The following is an 18,137-nucleotide window of genomic DNA, read 5'->3' as shown; positions in this document are numbered from 1 at the left end:
GGTTCACCGTATCCACCTATGGTTGAGGCATGTGCCGCAACATCACCGAGCTGCGCGGGCTCGAGCCAGTCGCCACCGAAGAAGAGATCGAGGCCGCGTCGCGTCAGTACGTCCGCAAGGTCAGCGGGATCACCCGCCCGACCGGCGCCAACGAGGCCGCGTTCGAAGCCGCCGTCGCAGAGGTCACGGCGACCACCACGCGGCTGCTGTCGCAGCTGGCGCCGCGCAAACAGCCGCCGAAGACCGTGCCGCCGCTGCGCCGTCCCGAGGTCCGGGCGCGGATCGCGGCCAGGGGCTGATTCGGCGGGCAGGAGCGAAGCGACCAGGGGATTGGGATGAGCACACCCGCGCTCAAGGAGTGGAGCGCGGCCGTCCACGCGATGCTCGACGGCCGTCAGACGGTGCTGCTGCGCAAGGGCGGCATTCACGAGAAGCGGTTCGCGTTGAGCGCCCCGGAGTTCGTGTTCTTCCCGACGGTCGCACACGGTCACCTCGAGCGGGTGCGCCCCGAGTACCGCGCCCTGCTCGACGCCGCCGCAGCCGACAGTACCGAGGAGGCCTTAGTGATCCGGGGCGGGGCGAAGGTCGTTGCCGCCGTTGAGGTGAACCGGCCGGAGGCGCTCGAGGAGATCGCCGACCTGCACATCTGGACCGCGGCGTCGGTCCGCGCCGACCGGGTGGACTTCCGGCCTCGGCATCGCCTCACCGCGCTCGTGGTGCAGGCGATTCCGCTGGCCGTTCCGACGCGCTTGGCGCGCACCCCCGAGTACGCGGGCTGCGTCAGCTGGGTCGACCTGCCGCTGCGCCCGCAGTGGGCCGATCCCGTGCACGACGACGCGGCGCTCGCCGACGTGGTCGACCGCGTCCGCGACTCAGTCGGCTGACGGCGGCCGGGTTCCCGTCGGCAGGGTCAGCCGCGACTGACCTCCGTAGCCGTGGAATACGGTGTGCGTGGCCGGTTTCGTCGATCGCCCGCTGATGACGGGTTCACCCGTGCCAAGGTTCCGCGCGAAGCGGGGGTGCGACCCGCCCGCGACGATGACCCGAATCCGCGAACCCGCACTGAAGCGGTGCGCAACGGCGTCGAGCTCGAGTCGCACCGATCCGGAATCGGTTGTGAGCCTGACGAATCCGTCGGTGACGTTCTGGGACCGGCCCTTGGCGTCGACCTCGCTGACCCGCACGAAGACGTCGTTGTGCGGGTTGTCGGAGGTGTGGGCGAGCTCGATGACCGGGGTGCCGACCACGTACAGGTCGGCCGGGAGCGGATCGCCGGTGAAGTCGAGCACGTCGGCGCGCTTCGCCAGCGCGCCGTCGGCGCGGTAGCCGCCCTCGGGGGACAGTAGCCGACCGCCGATGGTGGGCGTGGGGTCGTCCGGGTCGAAGGTGAACGTCGACGGAGCCGCCGCGGCGTCTGCCGGGGTTTCCGAAAGCCGGTGGGCGGGTTGCAGATACAGGATCCGCTCCGTCGTGGCCGGCGTCCAGTCGGGTAGGTCGACCCAGCCGTGTTTGGTGACCTCGACCCGAACGGGGCTGCGGGGCGGTACGGGTCGCCCGCGCAGGTGCGCGTCGAGCCAGGACAGGGTCTCCCGGACCACGACGGGTGCGCCCTTGGACATCAGCTGGGTGTGGGTCCACGCCCCGACGGTCAGCGCGGTGGTGACGCCCCGCCCACGCAGGTGGCGGTACTGCTCGAACGTCTGCGCCAAGAAGATGTCCTGCCACCCGCTGAACAGCAGCACCGGGACCTCGACGCGGTCGAGTGCCGCGGTCAGCCGCATCGGTTCCCAGAACGGATCGTCGGCGTCGGGGTGTTCGAGCCAGGATTCGTACCAGGGTGCGCCGCTGCGCAGCAGGGTCCGGCCGGTTTCGCCGAGCGGAAGTTGGTTGGACGTGCGGTTGACGATGCGCCCGGCGCGGGCCTGGCGGAGCCCGGCGCGAAGTTGGTTGCCGTCCTCCTGGTGGGACACCATGTCGCTCCAACCCAGGAAGTCGTTGAGCGAGAACGAGCCGGTGCCCCACGTCGACGCGTTGAAGTCGTGCGGTCCGACGCTGATGATCGCCGCCTTCAGTTCGGGCGGCGGGTCCATCAGCAGCGCCCACTGGGTGAAGCCGAGGTAGGACAGCCCCAAGGTGGCGAACGACCCGGTGAACCATGGTTCGGTGCGAAGCCAGGCCACCGTGTCGGCCCCGTCGGCGACCTCGTTGACCATGGGGTTGAACTCGCCGCCCGACCCGAAAGTGCCTCGGACGCTCTGGATTACGACGTGATAGCCGCGGGCCGCGTAGATGGCGCCGAACAACGTCGCGAACGGGAAGCCGCGCCCGTACGGGCATCGCACTAGAAGTGTGCCCGCGGGTTCGGGCGTGCTCGGAGAGTAGTGGGTGGCGAGCAGGTCGACGCCGTCGCGCATGGGGACTCGGACATCGCGCCGAACGGTGAAGTCCGAAGTCGGGGGAGGAACGCGGAACAGCCGGGCCAACCCGTGGGAGGCGAGCCGCTTGGCACTCATTCGGAGGGGCACATCTGCAGGTTACAAAAATTCCTGGCGGCGGGTCCGGCGCCCTTGACGGTGCCCTGAATTAGAGGCAGGGTACTGTCTCGAATATCTCGAGGAGGTGCGGCGTGGCGTCACCCGACGAACTCGTGAGCGCGGCCGTCGCCCGCACCGGTCTCGACGACTTCGGCGACGACGCGTTCCGCGAGGGGCTGGAGATCCTGCTGCGGGCGCTGGACGCGGCGCGGCTCAACGCCCGCGGCGAAGGGTTCCTCTACGCCCGCATCGCCGGGTATCTCGAGCAGCGACTGCACGTCGAGGACTGGTACCGCCGCCATCCCGAGATCGACGACATCCTGATCGAGGCACCATTGTTCGGGCTCGGCCTGCCGCGCACTGGGTCGACGGCGCTGTCGTGCCTGCTGGCCCAGGACCCGGACGTCCGCTACGTGCGCCGCTGGGAATCCTCCGAACCGTGCCCGCCGGCGTCGACGGTGCAGGGCGTCGACCCACGCATCCCCTCCGACGAGCAGGTCGTCGTCGGCAGCCGCTTCCACGTGCCGCACAACACGCACGATCCAATGGAATGCCTCGACATCATGGCGATGGACTTCAAATCGCAGATCTACCAAGCCTTTGCGAGCATCCCGGAGTACTCGGACTGGTTGGTGTCCGGCGCCGACTTCACGTCGACCTACCTGTTCGAGAAGCGGGTGCTCAAGCTGATGCAGTTCGGGGAGCGGCCGCGGCCATGGCGACTCAAGTCGCCGTCACACGTCTTGTCGCTCGACGCGCTCGACAGCGTCTTTCCCGACGCGAGGTTCGTCATGACGCACCGCGATCCCACCGACGTGCTGCTGTCGGTGGTCGACTTGTACGCCGACATGGTCGGCGGCTTCAGCGATGACCTCGACCGCCACTACCTCGGCCGGCTCAACGTCGAGCACTGGTCGGTGGGCATGGACCGGGCGGTCGAGTTTCGCTCACCGGGTCAAGCTGGCGGCGCCGACCACCGGTTCTACGACATCGACTTCCGCGCCATGGCGGACGATCCGATCGGCGAGGTGCGCGGGTTGTACGCGTGGCTCGGCGAACCGGTCGGCGCCGAGTTCGAGCAGCAGATGACGAGTTGGTGGGAGCACAATGCAGCCAACCGCGAGCCGAGTCGACACGCCGATCCCGCCGACTTCGGGCTCGACCTCGATGCGCTCCGGCCGATGTTCGCCGGCTACGTCGAGCACGCGCAACGCTGGACCAACCGAGAAGGGTGACCCCACACATGGCGATCGATCTGACCGGCGGCATCGACCCGAACCGCGAACTCCCCTTCGCCGAGCGGCCCGACAACCCCGAGATGCGCGACTCGGTGAGTTTCTGGGTGTTCGACGAACGCGGCGAGATGGGCCTGCCGCGCGTCGGCATCGAAGCGCTGGCATCCCAGTGGGAGGCGCATGCCGTACAGGTCAACGTGGCGTTCCCGGACGGCAGGGTCTACCGGACCCGCGAGGACGGACCGAGTTGGCCCACGACGGGGCCGGAGGGGCGCCCGACCGTGCTCGGCGGCGGCCCGCTCGGATTCGAATGCGTGCGCGAATTCGACACGTGGCGCGTGACTTTCGATGGCAAGTTGATGGAGACGTCGTCGGCCAACCTGATCGAGGGCCGCAAGACAGGGCCGCTGGTCGACGTGAAGTTCGACGTCGAGGCCAAACTCGCCGTCCCGCCGTGGATCCAGGGTGCGCTCGACGCGCAGTCGGCCACTCAGCTGAAGGAGTCGGTCGAAGGCGACTTGATGGGCGGGCCCCGCTACGAGCAGCTGTTTCGGGCGCGCGGCACGCTCCGGGTGGGCGACGACCAACACTCGTTCTCGGGCAGCGGCCTGCGCATCCGGCGTCAGGGCGTCCGCAAGCTCGAGGGCTTCTGGGGCCACTGCTGGCAGTCCGCTCTGTTTCCGAGTGGCCGGGCGTTCGGCTACATCGCGTATCCGCCGCGGCCCGACGGCCAACCCACGTTCAACGAGGGCTACGTATTCTCCGGCGACGGTGAGTTGATCCCCGCGCGCGTCGTCGAGGCACCGTGGCTGCGCAGGCTACAGCCGCTCGGCGAGGACGTGTCGGTCGTTCTGGAGACCGCGGACGGCACGGTGCGGATCGCGGGGGAGACGGTGTTGTCCACGCACGACATCACCGACCCCAGCGACATACCGCCCGACCAGCTCGCGCTGATGGCGAACTGGACCTTCCCCGCGCTGCAGCAGGCCGGGGTGCGCTACACGTGGGACGGCGAGCAGACGATGGGCATGCTGGAGCGGTCGATCCCCACCGACCAGCTCGTCGCCGACTAGAACTTGTAGTACGGCGCGAGCTCGTTCGCCCGCTGCATGTTGGTCTGCAGGCAGTCGACGTTGTCGGCGGCGTACACCGGCGAGTAGAACAACGACTGCTGAAGCACGCCGTAGCTCGTCTTGAACGCGATCATGCAAGTGACCCACCAACGGTCGTTCCAGTCGGTGGGCTTCATGATCCAGAACTGCGCGGCCCTGTGCCCGGCGATGTCGAGTTCGACGGCGTCGGGGGGCAGCGTCGCCTCATAGGTGCGCCAGACGAACGCCTCGACGGCCATCTGATAGTTGCCCGCGTCGTAGTGACAGCGCAGTCCGTCCTCGTGCTCGGGCGGAGTGAAGGCCAGCCCGATGCGTTGAATGACGTCGAGCGGGACGTCCTCGCACGCGTCGAACGGGCGCGGGTTGACGGTCTCGATCACCGGCCACTTGATGCTGGTGGAGACATTGCTCAGGGGTGCTGACGTGGACCGCAGGTCGACGCCACCAGTGCCGAGCGCGCCGGTCGGGTTGGTCTGCCACACCACGATCACCGCCGCGACCAGTGCGCACATCGCCGACAGCAGCCGCAGTTTGGCGGCCATCACGTCCCCCTACCGTCTGGGCGGCTCCGCCGCGCGCATTGGTTGGCCATTGCGGGGAGTGTACAAGTCCGCGGCGGACGATCGGACAGGAAACGAGAACATGTTCTAGTTGCCGGGCGGCTTCTTGCACAGCTCACGAGTAGGCTGGCTAGTTGTGTCCAGCCCGTCCCGCGAACGTCGCGCTCCCACGCTCTGGGCGATCAGTGACCTGCACATCGGGCACACCGGCAACAAACCCGTCACGGAATCCCTGCATCCGGCCACGCCCGACGACTGGCTGATCGTCGCGGGCGACGTGGCCGAACGCACCGACGACATCCGTTGGTCGCTGGATCTGCTCCGCAAGCGCTTCGCCAAGGTGATCTGGGTGCCCGGCAACCACGAGCTGTGGACCACGAACAAGGACCCGATGCAGATCTTCGGCCAGGCGCGTTACGACTACCTGGTCAACATGTGCGACGAGATGGGCATCGTCACGCCGGAGCACCCGTTTCCGGTGTGGACCGACGAGGGTGGTCCCGCGACGATCGTGCCGATGTTCCTGCTGTACGACTACACCTTCCTGCCGGAGGGCACCGCCACGAAGGCCGAGGGGCTCGCGGTGGCCCGCGAACGCAACGTCGTCGGCACCGACGAGTTCCTGCTGTCGGCGGAGCCGTACGCGACCCGTGACGCGTGGTGCCGCGACCGCGTCAAGCAGACGCGCGAGAAGCTCGAGGACCTGGATTGGTTGACGCCGTCGATCCTGGTGAACCACTTCCCCTTGGTGCGCGAACCGTGCGACGCGATGTTCTACCCCGAGTTCTCGCTGTGGTGCGGCACCACGGCCACCAAGGACTGGCACACGCGCTACAACGCGCTGTGCTCGGTCTACGGGCACCTCCACATCCCGCGGACCACGTGGTACGACGGCGTGCGGTTCGAGGAAGTATCGGTCGGCTACCCGCGAGAGTGGCGGCGCCGCAAGCCGTATCGGTGGCTGCGCCAGATCCTGCCGGACCCCAAGTACTCGCCCGGATACCTCAACGAGTTCGGCGGCCACTTCGAGATCACCTCCGAGATGCGCGCAGGCGCGGAGAAGATGCAGCAGCGCATTCGGGACAGGCGATGAGGGCTTGCGCGAAGAGCAGAGGGCACCGCGCATGAGCTCGATGCTGTCGGGGGTGCTGCCCACGGTGGTCGCAACCGCCGAACTGTACGACGACCCATCGGACCTCGCGCCGCTACCGGAAGAGGAACCGCTGATCGCCCGGTCGGTGGCCAAGCGCCGCAACGAGTTCGTCACCGTGCGTTACTGCGCCCGCGAGGCGCTCGGCGAGCTGGGCGTGGCGCCAGTGCCGATCCTCAAGGGGGACAAGGGCGAACCGTGCTGGCCCGACGGCATCGTGGGTAGCCTGACGCACTGCGAGGGCTTTCGCGGCGCCGTCGTCGGTAGGCGGGCCGAGGTGCGGTCGGTGGGCATCGACGCCGAACCGCACGGCGTCCTGCCGAAGGGCGTGCTCGGGGCCATCAGCCTGCCCGTCGAGCGCGCGGAGCTCGAGGCGCTGCCTGGCGGGCTGCACTGGGACCGGATCCTGTTCTGCGCCAAGGAGGCAACGTACAAGGCGTGGTTCCCGCTGACGCACCGTTGGCTAGGTTTCGAGGACGCGCACATCACGTTCGAGGTCGACGGGTCCGGATCGGCAGGGACCTTCCGATCGAAGATCCTCATCGACCCCGCCGCCGAATCCGGTCCGCCCTTGACCGCGCTCGCCGGGCGCTGGACGGTCCGCCGCGGATTGGCCCTGACGGCGATCGCGTTGTGACCGCGACGGTCTCGCCGGGTCTGGTGATCGTCGACAAGTCCGCCGGCATGACCAGCCATGACGTGGTGGGCCGGTGTCGTCGCATCTTCGGCACCCGCAAGGTGGGACACGCCGGCACGCTCGACCCGATGGCGACCGGAGTGCTGGTGATCGGCATCGAGCGGGCCACCAAGCTGCTCGGCCTGCTGATTGCGACCGACAAGTCGTACGACGCCACCATCCGGCTCGGCCAGACGACCTCCACCGAGGACGCCGAAGGCGAAGCGCTGCAGACGGTTCCGGCCGGACACGTGACCGATGCCGGAGTCGAGGCGGCCGTGTCCGCCCTCCGCGGCGACCTCGACCAGATCCCGTCTGCCGTCAGCGCCATCAAGGTCGACGGCCAGCGGGCGTACAAGCTGGTCCGAGAGGGCAAGGCCGTCGAACTCGCCTCGCGCCGGGTGTGCATCGAGAGATTCGACGTACTGGGCATCCGACGCGTGGACGACTTCGTCGACGTCGACGTCGCGGTGGACTGCTCGTCGGGCACCTACATCCGGGCGTTGGCCCGCGACGTCGGCGCCGCGCTCGGGGTCGGCGGCCACCTGACGGCGTTGCGGCGCACCAGGGTTGGACGCTTCGGACTCGACGAGGCGCACACCGTCGACGAGCTTGCCGACTCTCCGCGGCTGAGCCATTCGCTCGACGAGGCGTGTCTGCTGACCTATCCGCGTCGGGACCTCAGCGCCGAGGAGGCGGAGTCGGTGAGCCACGGCCGCGCCCTCGATCCGGCCGGTGTCGACGGTGTGTACGCGGCGACGGCACCCGACGGCAGCGTCGTCGCGCTGTTGGCCGACGACGGGCCGCGCACCCGCTCGGTGGTCGTCCTGCGTCCTGCGACGTTGTAACGGCGAAGGTTTCGCTTCGGCAAAGCTTTTCGGCCACGCGCGGCGGTGCTCGATTTGAAAGGTACGCTCGGTGCCGAGGTTGTCAGCCGACGATGGGAAGCCCAGTCAGCACCCCTGATCCAGTCGAGACGCGCAGCGGGCGGCGAACACAGGCCGAACGCAGCGCCGCGATGCGGCAACGGCTACTCGACGCCACCATCGACTGTCTCGTCACGTACGGCTACGCGGGCACCACCACCCACCGCATCGCGCAACAAGCCGGCGTCACTAGGGGAGCGCAGATCCACCACTTCCGGGCGAAGGAGGATCTGGTGGTCGCCGCGATCGAGCACCTGGCCCATCAACGGGCGCAAAAGGCGATCGGTGACCTCTGGATGATCCGCGAAAACCCCGACACCGCAACGGCGATTCTGGACTTTCTATGGTCGCTTCACCAAGGCCCAGTGTTCGTCGCCACCATCGAGCTATGGATCGCGTCGCGTACCGACAGGGTGCTTGCGGCTCAGATCGAGCGAGTGGAGCCGGTTGTCACCGCAGGCGTGTTCGCCGCCATCGTCCAGATCCTGCCCGACCAAGCGGCTCAGAAGGAATTGCGCCACGCCGCCTACACCACGATGGACGCGATCCGCGGCCTCCTGATTTCCAGCTTCGTCGACGGCGACCAGGACCGGTTGCAGAGGCGCTGGGCCAGAGCGCGATCGCACCTTCGCGGCGACATTGAGGCGGCCCTGTCGACTGGCGCCGGCAGCTAACGCCTGGCGTTGCTTAGATGCCAACCTGAAGGTATGTTACTGGGGTGGCAGCGGGGAGGTGCCGCCCGGATCGGGGGTGCCGCCCTTGGCGGTGCCCCCGACCCCTGGGGGCCGCAATTCTTGATCAGTCGAATCGTCACCGGTTTCGCGCGCTCCCTGGTGAGATACTGCCGCTAGGCGGGAGGAATCTCCCCTTGGATCGACGCTAGCGAAACCGGAGGAACCTCAGCCATGGCCGACCGGGTCAGGGCCGACGCGCGCCGCAACCGCGAGCGCCTACTCGCGACGGCGGCTGCCGCCTTCGCCGCCGCCGACGGCCAGGTGTCGCTCGAGGCCATCGCCCGCGATGCCGGAGTGGGCATCGGCACCCTGTACCGGCACTTCCCGAACCGCGAAGCGCTCGTCGAGGCCGTGTACCGCGCGGAGCTCGCCGAGGTCTCGGCGTCGGCATCCGAACTGCTCGGCGACCATCCGCCCGCGGCGGCGCTACGCCGCTGGATGGACCGCTGCGCAGAGTTCGTCGCCGCCAAGCGCGGGATGGCCGAGTCGTTGCGGGCGGTCTTCGAGTCGGGTGCGGTGGAACCCGCGGAGACCCGGGCGAGCGTGCTCGGCGCCGCCGACGAACTCCTGCGGGCCGGCCATGCGGACGGAAGCCTGCGTGCCGACGTGCGGGCCGACGACGTGGTGGCGAGCCTGCTGGGCATCTTCCTGGCCAGCGGTTCGCGCGAACAGTCTTCCCGGCTGCTCGACCTGCTGGTCGACGGCCTGGTCGCCCGTCGGGGCTGACTGCCACTCGCTAGCTTGCTACCACCCAGATCGCTTGTGCGGCAGGGCTTCCCAGGTCGACGGTCGACACCGTGACGTTGCCCTGTGCCGCCTTGTTTTCGACGGCCACCGAGATCATGCCCGCGAAGTCGCGGCGCGCCAGCACCCGTAGCCGCGAGTCCAGGCTGATGCCCACGCTGTCGAAATACCGCAGCATCTCGGGGTCGGCGTCCGAGATCCGGGCGACGACGCCCACCTCACCGTCCGAACACACCGACAGCTGCCGGGCGTCCGGGGTGGGCACCCTCCCGTCGGCGGCCGGGATCGGGTCGCCGTGCGGGTCGCGGGTGGGAAAGCCCAGCTTCGCGTCGATGCGCATCAGCATCCGATCGGAGACCGCGTGCTCAAGCACCTCGGCTTCGTCGTGCACCTCGTCCCAGCTGTAGCCGAGTTCGCGCACCAGGAACGTCTCCATCAGCCGGTGGCGGCGCACCATCGCCAACGCCGCATCGCGGCCCGCGTCGGTCAGCGTCACCGCGCCGTACTTCTCATGGTCGACCAGGCCCTGGTCGGCGAGCTTGCGAATGGATTCCGAGGCCGTGCTCGCCGACACCCCGATGCGCTCGGCGAGCATCTTGGTGCTGACCTTCTCGAGTGACCATTCCTGGGCGGTCCAGATGACTTTCAGATAGTCCTGGGCCACCGTCGAGAGGTCGCGCTGGTTACCGTCAGGACTCACGCTCACAAAGTTTAGGCAATCATCACTTGATCTGGGGATCTCGCGCCGCCGCGGCGACGGCCGCGCCGTAGGCTAGCGGTCGTGCAGCGCTGGCGGGGCCGGGATGAGATCCCCACGGACTGGGGCAGATGTGTCGTCACCATCGGTGTGTTCGACGGGGTTCACCGTGGACATGCGGAGTTGATCAACCACGCCGTCAAGGCTGGTCGCTCACGCGGGGTACCGACGGTGCTGATGACGTTCGACCCCCATCCCATGGAGGTCGTCTTCCCGGGCAGTCACCCCGCGCAGCTGACCACGCTGACACGCCGGGCCGAGCTCGTCGAGGAGATGGGCATCGACGTCTTCCTGGTCGTGCCGTTCACCCCGGACTTCATGAAGTTGACCCCGGAGCGCTACATCCACGAACTGCTCGTCGAGCGCCTGCACGTCGTCGAGGTCGTGGTGGGGGAGAACTTCACCTTCGGCAAGAAGGCCGCTGGCACCGTCGCGATGCTGCGCAAGGCCGGCGAGCGGTTCGGCTTCGCCGTCGAGGGCATGTCGCTGGTGGCCGAACATCACCGCGACGAGAGCGTCACGTTCTCGTCGACCTACATCCGTTCGTGCGTGGACGCCGGTGACATGGTGGCCGCCACCGAGGCGCTCGGCCGTCCGCATCGCGTCGAGGGCGTGGTGGTCCGTGGCGACGGTCGCGGCAAGGGGCTGGGCTTCCCGACCGCCAACGTCGCGCCGCCGGGGTACTCGGCCATTCCGGCCGACGGCGTGTACGCGGCCTGGTTCACGGTGCTGGGCCACGGACCCGTAATGGGCACCGTCATCCCTGGGGAGCGTTATCAGTCCGCCGTTTCGGTGGGCACCAACCCGACGTTCTCGGGCCGCACGCGGACCGTCGAGGCATTCGTGCTGGACACCGACGCCGACCTCTACGGTCAGCACGTCGCCGTCGACTTCGTCGCCCGCATCAGGGGCCAGGAGCGGTTCAACTCGGTGGACGATCTGGTCACCGCGATGGGCGGGGACACCGACAAGGCCCGCACGATTCTGTCTGCGCACTAGTGCACTGTTAGACTCTCCGACGACCAAGCGCGTGCTGCAGTTCGCGGCGGCCGTGCGTTCATTCATCCTCGCGGACTGAAATAGATGGAGTTGTTTCGTGGCGCTCACTACCGCCCAGAAGAAGGAAATCCTCGGCCAGTACGGCCTGCATGACACTGACACCGGTTCTCCGGAGGCGCAGATCGCCATGCTGAGCAAGCGGATCTCCGACCTGACCGAGCACCTCAAGGTGCACCGGCACGACCACCACTCGCGTCGCGGGCTGCTGCTCCTGGTGGGGCGCCGCAAGCGGCTGCTGAAGTACATCGAGCAGGTTGACGTCGCGCGCTACCGCACGCTCATCGGCCGGCTTGGGCTGCGTCGCTGACACCACGAACGCCAGTTCACGGTGTGTGTGGAGGACTTGTCGTAGGACGGGGCGTCGGTAATCGTTCGTCGGCGTCCGTGTAAAGTGAACTTGTTTTGAGCCTGTTCGGCTCGAACATCGGGTGCGGTCTGCGCACATCCGCGTGCACCGTTCCAGTGCGTCACCAGGAGACTCGGCCTTCGCTTGGGCGGTCTTCGGTAGTGGCGGTCGGAGTATTGGATTCCGGCCGCTTCGATCGACGGCCGTCGGGATTTCTCGGGTGCTCGCGTGACGACGCAAAAAAGTACAAACGAGAACCATAGAGATCTCAGAAAGGCCTGACGTACGTCATGTCTGCAACACGCAATGACGACGGCGCGTTCGAAGTAACCGCCGTCATCGACAACGGGAGCTTCGGCACCCGCACCATTCGCTTCGAGACCGGCCGGCTGGCGCAGCAGGCTGCGGGCGCGGTCGCCGCGTACCTCGACGACGAGACCATGCTGCTGTCGGCCACCTCGGCCAGCAAGACCCCCAAGGATCACTTCGACTTCTTCCCCTTGACGATCGACGTCGAGGAGCGGATGTACGCCGCGGGCCGCATTCCCGGCTCGTTCTTCCGCCGCGAGGGCAGGCCGTCCACCGACGCCGTCCTGACCTGTCGCCTGATCGACCGGCCGCTGCGTCCCACGTTCGTCAGTGGGCTGCGCAACGAGATCCAGGTCGTCGTGACGATCCTGAGCCTGGATCCGAAGGACCTGTACGACGTGCTGGCCATCAACGCCGCGTCGGCGTCCACGCAGATCTCCGGGCTGCCGTTCAACGGTCCCGTCGGTGGCGTGCGCGTCGCCCTGATCGGCGGCCAGTGGGTCGCCTTCCCCACCGTCGAGCAGCTGGAAGGCGCCGTGTTCGACATGGTCGTCGCGGGCCGCGTCGTCGGCTCGGGTGACGACGCCGACGTCGCGATCATGATGGTCGAGGCCGAGGCCACCGACAACGTCATCGACCTGATCGCCGGCGGCGCGGGTGCGCCGACGGAGGCCGTGGTGGCCGAGGGCCTCGAGGCCGCCAAGCCGTTCATCGCGGTGCTTTGCAAGGCCCAGCAGGAGCTGGCCGACGCGGCCGGCAAGGAGACCGCGGACTACCCGCTGTTCCCCGAGTACGGCGACGACGTCCTCTACTCGGTGTCCGCGGTGGCCACCGACGAGCTGAGCAAGGCGCTGACCATTGCGGGCAAGGAAGCCCGCGACGATCGCACCAACGAGATCAAGGTCGAGGTGCTCGAGCGGCTGGCCGAGACCTACGCGGGTCGGGAGAAGGAGATCGGCGCCGCGTTCCGGTCGCTGACCAAGAAGCTGGTCCGCCAGCGCATCCTGACCGATCACTTCCGCATCGACGGCCGCGGCATCGCCGACATCCGCGAGCTCAAGGCCGAGACCAACTGGGTGCCGCGCGCCCACGGCAGTGCCCTGTTCGAGCGTGGCGAGACCCAGATCCTCGGCGTCACCACGCTGGACATGGTCAAGATGGCCCAGCAGATCGACTCGCTGGGACCGGAAACCTCCAAGCGGTACATGCACCACTACAACTTCCCGCCGTACTCGACCGGTGAGACCGGTCGCGTCGGCTCGCCGAAGCGGCGCGAGATCGGCCACGGTGCGCTCGCCGAGCGGGCGCTGATGCCCGTGCTGCCAAGCATCGAGGAGTTCCCGTACGCCATCCGTCAGGTGTCGGAGGCGTTGAGCTCCAACGGTTCCACGTCGATGGGTTCGGTCTGCGCGTCGACGCTGTCGCTGCTGAGCGCCGGTGTGCCGCTGAAGGCGCCGGTCGCGGGCATCGCCATGGGCCTGGTGTCCGATGACGTCGAGGTCGACGGCCGCACCGAGCGGCGTTTCGTCACCCTGACCGACATCCTCGGTGCCGAAGATGCGTTCGGAGACATGGACTTCAAGTGCGCAGGCACCAAGGAGTTCGTCACCGCGCTGCAGCTCGACACCAAGCTCGACGGCATCCCCTCGCAGGTGCTCGCGGACGCATTGGCTCAGGCCAAGACGGCCCGGCTGACCATCCTCGAGATCATGGCCGAGGCCATCGACGAGCCCGACGAGATGAGCCCGTACGCCCCACGGATCACCACGATCAAGGTGCCGATCGACAAGATCGGCGAGGTCATCGGGCCCAAGGGCAAGATGATCAACTCGATCACCGAGGAGACCGGCGCGTCGATCTCGATCGAGGACGACGGCACGGTGTTCGTCGGTGCGAGCAACGGCGAGGCGGCGCAGGCTGCGATCGACAAGATCAACGCCATCGCCAATCCGCAATTGCCGAAGATCGGGGAGCGCTTCCTCGGAACCGTGGTCAAGACAACGGATTTCGGCGCGTTCGTCTCGCTGTTGCCAGGTCGTGACGGGCTGGTGCACATCTCCAAGCTCGGCCGCGGCAAGCGCATCAACAAGGTCGAGGACGTGGCGAAGGTCGGTGACAAGCTCCGCGTGGAGATCGCCGACATCGACAACCGCGGCAAGATCTCGTTGATCCTCGTCGCTGAGGACGAGGCCGCCGAAACCACGAACGGCGACGGACCCGCTTCGGATACGGACACGGGCGCTCAGCCTGCCGATGCCGCGACCGCCAGCAGCTAAGTCGGTCCGGCGCACCACCCTTCCGGGTGGACTGCGCGTCGTCACCGAGTACGTACCGTCGGTGCGCTCGGCTTCGGTGGGGGTGTGGGTCGGCGTCGGTTCGCGCGACGAAGGTCGCAGCGTCGCCGGCGCCGCGCACTTCCTCGAGCACTTGTTGTTCAAGTCGACGCCGACGCGGTCGGCGGTGGAGATCGCGCAATCGGTCGACGCCGTCGGCGGCGAGCTCAACGCGTTCACCGCGCGCGAGCACACCTGCTATTACGCGCACGTGCTCGACACAGACCTCGAGTTGGCCGTGGACCTGGTGGCCGACGTCGTGCTGCGGGGACGCTGCGCTGTCGAGGACGTGGAGGTCGAACGCGACGTCGTGCTCGAGGAGATCGCGATGCGCGACGACGACCCGGAGGACACCCTGGGTGACGTCTTCCTGTCGGCGATGTTCGGCGAGCATCCCGTCGGGCGGCCCGTCATCGGCAGCGTCGAGTCGATCTCGGCGATCACGCGCGCGCAGCTGCATTCGTTCCACCTCCGGCGCTACACGCCCGAGCGAATGGTCGTCGCGGTCGCCGGAAACGTCGACCACGACCGCGTCGTGGCCCTGGTGCGGGAGTACTTCGGCCCGCGGCTGGTGAACGGACGCGAGCCGGTGCGTCCGCGCAAGGGCACCGGCCGCGTGCCTGGCGAGCCGACGCTGCGGGTGGTTCATCGCGACGGCGAGCAGACCCACGTGTTCATGGGGGTGCGGACGCCGGGGCGGAACTGGGACCATCGGTGGGCGCTGTCGGTGCTCAACGGCGCGCTGGGCGGCGGGTTGAGTTCGCGTCTGTTCCAACAGATTCGGGAAACGCGCGGCTTAGCGTACTCGGTGTACTCGACAGTCGATACGTTCTCCGACGCCGGTGCGTTGTCGGTGTACGCGGCGTGTCAGCCCGAGCGGTTCGACGAGGTGGTCAACGTGACCACCGACGTGTTGAACGAGGTCGCCCGCGACGGGATCACCGAGTCGGAGTGTCGTATCGCCAAGGGCGCCTTGCGTGGTGGGCTGGTGCTCGGCCTCGAGGACTCGGGCTCGCGCATGCACCGCATCGGCCGCAGCGAGCTCAACTACGGCGAGCACCGAAGCGTCTCCCGCAGCCTCGAGCACATCGAAGCGGTCACCGTCGAGGAGGTCAACGCGGTAGCGCGACAGCTGCTGAGCCGACCGTTCGGCGCCGCCGTACTCGGCCCGCACCGGTCCAAGCGGTCGCTGCCCAAACCCCTTCGGGCCCTGGCTGGTTGATGTCGTTCACGCGGCGGCAGCTCTTCGTCGGCGGGTTGACCGTCGCCGCGGCGGCCGCGTGCACGCGCCAACCGACGGTCACCGACCCGGCCGAACCACTGCCGCCGCTGGCCGAGCGCTTCGACGCACTCGAGAAGCGGCACAACGCGTTTGCCGGGGTGTTCGCGCAGAGCCTCGACTCCGATTTGTTCGTCGCGCGCCGTGCCGACGACCCGTTCGCGATGTGCTCGACCTTCAAGGCGTATGCGGCCGCGCGAGTGCTGCAGATGTCGACGTCGGGAGAGCTCAAGTTGACGGACCCGGTGACCATCGAAGCCGCCGACATCCTGCCGAACTCCCCGCTCACCGAGACCAGGGTCGGGCAGCCCATGACGATCGGCGAACTCTGTGCGGCGGCGCTGCAACGCAGCGACAACGCCGCCGCCAACTATCTGCTGCGCGCGATCGGCGGGCCGTCGGCGGTCACCGACTTCGCCCGCAGCATCGGTGACGACCGAACCCGGTTGGACCGCTGGGAGATCGAGCTCAACTCGGCGGTCCCCGGCGATCCGCGGGACACCAGTACGCCGCGCGCTCTCGGCACTGGCTACCGGAAGCTACTTACGGGCGACGCGCTTGGTGAGGCGGAGCGTCAGCAGCTGGAGGACTGGATGCGGGGCACCCAGACGTCGAGCATGCGGGAGGGCCTGCTGCCGCGCTGGACGAGTGCCGACAAGACGGGCAGCGGTGACTACGGCAGCACCAACGACGTCGGGATCGTATACGGCCCGGCAGAGCAGCGGATGATGCTGGCGTTCATGACCCGGTCGCGATCCGACGACCCGAAGGCGCAGAACCTGCGGCCACTCATCGCCGAGCTGACGACCCTCGTGTTGCCGTATCTGACGCCCGAGCAGCCGCCCCGGTGATTCCGACCGACCCGTGTCCGTGCGGCACCGGCGAACCGTTCGGTCGCTGCTGCCTGCCGCTGCACCGCGGCGAACGCCAGGCCGGGACCGCCGAGGAACTGATGCGGGCGCGCTACAGCGCCTACGCGGTGGGCAACTTCGAATACGTATGGGCGACATGGCATCCGCGCACGCGCCCCGAGCAGCCTGTGTCGGGCGACGGGCCGACGTGGATAGGACTCGAGATCCTGCACACCGTGGCGGGGCAACCCGGGGACGAGCACGGCGAGGTCGAGTTCCGTGCGCGCTACCGGGAAGGCCGACGAACCGGGACGCTGCACGAGCAGTCCCGGTTCGCCATTAGAGCCCGTCGATGGTTTTACGTGGACGGGGAGGTCTTCGACTGAGTCTGGCTAGGCCAGCACCGTCGCGGGATCGGTGAATGGCAGCGCCAGGTCGGAGGCCACCTGCGCGGAGAGCAGCGCGCCCTCATGCGTCGAAAGGCCCTTCGCCAGAGCGGCATCCGCGGCACAGGCGGCTTTCCAGCCCTTGTCGGCAAGCTTGAGCACGTAGGGCATGGTCGCGTTGGTCAGCGCGTAGGTCGACGTCCGCGGCACGGCGCCCGGCATGTTGGCGACACAGTAGAAGACGGTGTCGTGGACGTTGAACGTCGGATCGTCATGCGTCGTGGGCCGGGAGTCCTCGAAGCAGCCGCCCTGATCGATCGCGATGTCGACCAGCACCGCACCCGACTTCATCTGCGCGACGGTCGAATTGGTGACCAGCTTGGGTGCTTTGGCTCCGGGCACCAGCACGGCGCCGATCACCAGGTCGGCCTGCTTGACGGCGTCCTCGAGGTCGAGCGTCGACGAGTAGCGGGTCTCGATGGCGCCGCCGTACTCGGCGTCGATCTTGCGCAGGATGTTGACGTTGAGGTCGAACACGGTGACGTGCGCGCCCATGCCCCAGGCGACGGCGGCGGCGTTGTCGCCGGCCATGCCGCCGCCGATGACGACGACCTTGGCCGGCGCGACGCCGGGGACACCGCCCATCAGCACGCCGCGACCGCCTTGGGTCCGCATCAGGTGGTAGGCGCCGACCTGGGCGGCAAGGCGCCCGGCGACCTCGCTCATCGGGGCGAGGAGGGGGAGTGCGCCGTCGGCGGTCTGAACGGTCTCGTACGCGATCGACGTGGTGCCCGACGCCATGAGCGCGTCGGTGCACGGCTTGGATGCCGCGAGATGGAGGTAGGTGAAAAGGGTCTGACCCTTGCGCATGCGGCCGTACTCGGCCTCGATGGGTTCCTTGACCTTGAGCAGTAGGTCGGCCTCGGCCCACACCTTGTCGGCGGTCTCGATCAACTGCGCGCCCGCGGCCTTGAAGTCGCGGTCGGAGATTGCCGAACCCTCACCTGCGCCGGCTTGGACCAGCACCTCGTGACCGCGACGGGTCAGCTCGGCCACGCCTGCCGGGGTGATGGCGACGCGGTATTCGTTGTTCTTGATCTCGGCGGGGATTCCGACGCGCATTTCAGCTCCTAGACTCGCGATGCG

At 68.1% G+C, this 18,137-nt stretch carries 19 protein-coding genes; 15 read left to right on the top strand and 4 right to left on the bottom strand.

The window, feature by feature from the left end:
* The first annotated feature begins 29 nt into the window (after window positions 1-29).
* Window positions 30-299, top strand: a complete 270-nt coding sequence (locus SLQ33_RS18420; protein ID WP_319455305.1) for a DUF2277 domain-containing protein — start codon at window positions 30-32, stop codon at window positions 297-299.
* Between the two features lie 36 nt (window positions 300-335).
* Window positions 336-884, top strand: a complete 549-nt coding sequence (locus SLQ33_RS18415) for a DUF1802 family protein (protein ID WP_319455304.1) — start codon at window positions 336-338, stop codon at window positions 882-884.
* On the opposite strand, the gene SLQ33_RS18410 is transcribed toward SLQ33_RS18415, so the two are convergent.
* The gene (locus tag SLQ33_RS18410; protein ID WP_319455303.1) at window positions 873-2,513 is read right to left on the bottom strand and encodes a CocE/NonD family hydrolase; all 1,641 of its coding nucleotides are present in this window, start codon (window positions 2,511-2,513) and stop codon (window positions 873-875) included. The two genes, SLQ33_RS18415 and SLQ33_RS18410, sit on opposite strands and share 12 nt — an antisense overlap.
* Window positions 2,514-2,626: 113 nt before the next feature.
* On the opposite strand from SLQ33_RS18410, the gene SLQ33_RS18405 reads away from it, so the two are divergent.
* Complete coding sequence (locus SLQ33_RS18405) at window positions 2,627-3,769, top strand: sulfotransferase (protein WP_319455302.1); 1,143 nt, start codon at window positions 2,627-2,629, stop codon at window positions 3,767-3,769.
* 8 nt (window positions 3,770-3,777) lie between these two features.
* Entirely contained in the window at window positions 3,778-4,842 is a 1,065-nt protein-coding gene (locus tag SLQ33_RS18400) for a hypothetical protein (protein WP_319455301.1), read from the top strand.
* Here SLQ33_RS18400 and SLQ33_RS18395 read toward each other — a convergent pair.
* Window positions 4,839-5,423, bottom strand: a complete 585-nt coding sequence (locus tag SLQ33_RS18395) for a DUF3558 domain-containing protein (RefSeq protein ID WP_319455300.1) — start codon at window positions 5,421-5,423, stop codon at window positions 4,839-4,841. The genes SLQ33_RS18400 and SLQ33_RS18395 overlap by 4 nt on opposite strands.
* A gap of 154 nt (window positions 5,424-5,577) precedes the next feature.
* On the opposite strand from SLQ33_RS18395, the gene SLQ33_RS18390 reads away from it, so the two are divergent.
* The 5 genes from SLQ33_RS18390 (at window position 5,578) to SLQ33_RS18370 (ending at window position 9,653) form a co-directional block, all read left to right on the top strand.
* On the top strand, window positions 5,578-6,534 hold the full coding sequence (locus SLQ33_RS18390; protein ID WP_319455299.1) for a metallophosphoesterase: 957 nt from the start codon (window positions 5,578-5,580) through the stop codon (window positions 6,532-6,534).
* A 31-nt stretch (window positions 6,535-6,565) separates the two neighbouring features.
* Entirely contained in the window at window positions 6,566-7,228 is a 663-nt protein-coding gene (locus SLQ33_RS18385; protein WP_319455298.1) for a 4'-phosphopantetheinyl transferase, read from the top strand.
* Window positions 7,225-8,115: a tRNA pseudouridine(55) synthase TruB gene (gene truB / locus SLQ33_RS18380; protein ID WP_319455297.1), complete on the top strand. Its 891-nt coding sequence runs from the start codon at window positions 7,225-7,227 to the stop codon at window positions 8,113-8,115. Before SLQ33_RS18385 ends, truB begins: the two co-directional genes overlap by 4 nt.
* A gap of 92 nt (window positions 8,116-8,207) precedes the next feature.
* Window positions 8,208-8,867 carry a TetR/AcrR family transcriptional regulator gene (locus SLQ33_RS18375; RefSeq protein ID WP_319455296.1) on the top strand — a complete coding sequence of 220 codons (660 nt, stop codon included), beginning with the start codon at window positions 8,208-8,210 and terminating at the stop codon, window positions 8,865-8,867.
* Between the two features lie 231 nt (window positions 8,868-9,098).
* Window positions 9,099-9,653, top strand: coding sequence for a helix-turn-helix domain-containing protein (locus SLQ33_RS18370; RefSeq protein WP_319455295.1), 555 nt, complete (start codon window positions 9,099-9,101; stop codon window positions 9,651-9,653).
* 10 nt (window positions 9,654-9,663) lie between these two features.
* Here SLQ33_RS18370 and mntR read toward each other — a convergent pair whose 3' ends face one another.
* On the bottom strand, window positions 9,664-10,371 hold the full coding sequence (gene mntR / locus SLQ33_RS18365) for a manganese-binding transcriptional regulator MntR (RefSeq protein ID WP_319455294.1): 708 nt from the start codon (window positions 10,369-10,371) through the stop codon (window positions 9,664-9,666).
* An 81-nt stretch (window positions 10,372-10,452) separates the two neighbouring features.
* Between mntR and SLQ33_RS18360 the strand changes: the two genes are divergently transcribed.
* The 6 genes from SLQ33_RS18360 (at window position 10,453) to SLQ33_RS18335 (ending at window position 16,991) form a co-directional block, all read left to right on the top strand.
* A complete protein-coding gene (locus SLQ33_RS18360) occupies window positions 10,453-11,427 on the top strand; it encodes a bifunctional riboflavin kinase/FAD synthetase (RefSeq protein WP_319455293.1) in 975 nt (324 codons plus the stop codon).
* Window positions 11,428-11,524: 97 nt separating this feature from the next.
* Window positions 11,525-11,794: a 30S ribosomal protein S15 gene (rpsO, locus tag SLQ33_RS18355; RefSeq protein WP_319455292.1), complete on the top strand. Its 270-nt coding sequence runs from the start codon at window positions 11,525-11,527 to the stop codon at window positions 11,792-11,794.
* A gap of 329 nt (window positions 11,795-12,123) precedes the next feature.
* A complete protein-coding gene (locus SLQ33_RS18350) occupies window positions 12,124-14,418 on the top strand; it encodes a polyribonucleotide nucleotidyltransferase (protein ID WP_319455291.1) in 2,295 nt (764 codons plus the stop codon).
* Complete coding sequence (locus tag SLQ33_RS18345) at window positions 14,396-15,697, top strand: pitrilysin family protein (RefSeq protein WP_319455290.1); 1,302 nt, start codon at window positions 14,396-14,398, stop codon at window positions 15,695-15,697. Before SLQ33_RS18350 ends, SLQ33_RS18345 begins: the two co-directional genes overlap by 23 nt.
* Window positions 15,694-16,605, top strand: coding sequence for a class A beta-lactamase (gene bla / locus SLQ33_RS18340; RefSeq protein ID WP_319455289.1), 912 nt, complete (start codon window positions 15,694-15,696; stop codon window positions 16,603-16,605). Before SLQ33_RS18345 ends, bla begins: the two co-directional genes overlap by 4 nt.
* On the top strand, window positions 16,602-16,991 hold the full coding sequence (locus SLQ33_RS18335) for a YchJ family protein (RefSeq protein WP_319455288.1): 390 nt from the start codon (window positions 16,602-16,604) through the stop codon (window positions 16,989-16,991). The genes bla and SLQ33_RS18335 overlap by 4 nt, the downstream gene beginning before the upstream one ends.
* A 6-nt stretch (window positions 16,992-16,997) precedes the next feature.
* On the opposite strand, the gene ald is transcribed toward SLQ33_RS18335, so the two are convergent.
* A complete protein-coding gene (gene ald, locus SLQ33_RS18330; RefSeq protein WP_319455287.1) occupies window positions 16,998-18,113 on the bottom strand; it encodes an alanine dehydrogenase in 1,116 nt (371 codons plus the stop codon).
* Window positions 18,114-18,137 lie beyond the last annotated feature (24 nt).

The sequence above is a fragment of the Mycobacterium sp. RTGN6 genome (assembly GCF_033804605.1).
Lineage (GTDB): Bacteria > Actinomycetota > Actinomycetes > Mycobacteriales > Mycobacteriaceae > Mycobacterium.
Note: the sequence above shows the minus strand (reverse complement) of the source record. Positions and strands in the feature narration are given on the sequence as shown.

Bases quoted from the DNA above. Each gene is read 5' to 3' on its own strand.
- SLQ33_RS18410 (WP_319455303.1), bottom strand. From the start codon at position 2,513: ATGAGTGCCAAGCGGCTCGCCTCCCACGGGTTGGCCCGGCTGTTCCGC.
- SLQ33_RS18375 (WP_319455296.1), top strand. From the start codon at position 8,208: ATGGGAAGCCCAGTCAGCACCCCTGATCCAGTCGAGACGCGCAGCGGG.
- SLQ33_RS18415 (WP_319455304.1), top strand. From the start codon at position 336: ATGAGCACACCCGCGCTCAAGGAGTGGAGCGCGGCCGTCCACGCGATG.
- SLQ33_RS18420 (WP_319455305.1), top strand. From the start codon at position 30: ATGTGCCGCAACATCACCGAGCTGCGCGGGCTCGAGCCAGTCGCCACC.
- ald (WP_319455287.1), bottom strand. From the start codon at position 18,113: ATGCGCGTCGGAATCCCCGCCGAGATCAAGAACAACGAATACCGCGTC.
- SLQ33_RS18395 (WP_319455300.1), bottom strand. From the start codon at position 5,423: ATGGCCGCCAAACTGCGGCTGCTGTCGGCGATGTGCGCACTGGTCGCG.
- SLQ33_RS18370 (WP_319455295.1), top strand. From the start codon at position 9,099: ATGGCCGACCGGGTCAGGGCCGACGCGCGCCGCAACCGCGAGCGCCTA.
- SLQ33_RS18385 (WP_319455298.1), top strand. From the start codon at position 6,566: ATGAGCTCGATGCTGTCGGGGGTGCTGCCCACGGTGGTCGCAACCGCC.
- SLQ33_RS18350 (WP_319455291.1), top strand. From the start codon at position 12,124: ATGTCTGCAACACGCAATGACGACGGCGCGTTCGAAGTAACCGCCGTC.
- SLQ33_RS18345 (WP_319455290.1), top strand. From the start codon at position 14,396: ATGCCGCGACCGCCAGCAGCTAAGTCGGTCCGGCGCACCACCCTTCCG.
- SLQ33_RS18400 (WP_319455301.1), top strand. From the start codon at position 3,778: ATGGCGATCGATCTGACCGGCGGCATCGACCCGAACCGCGAACTCCCC.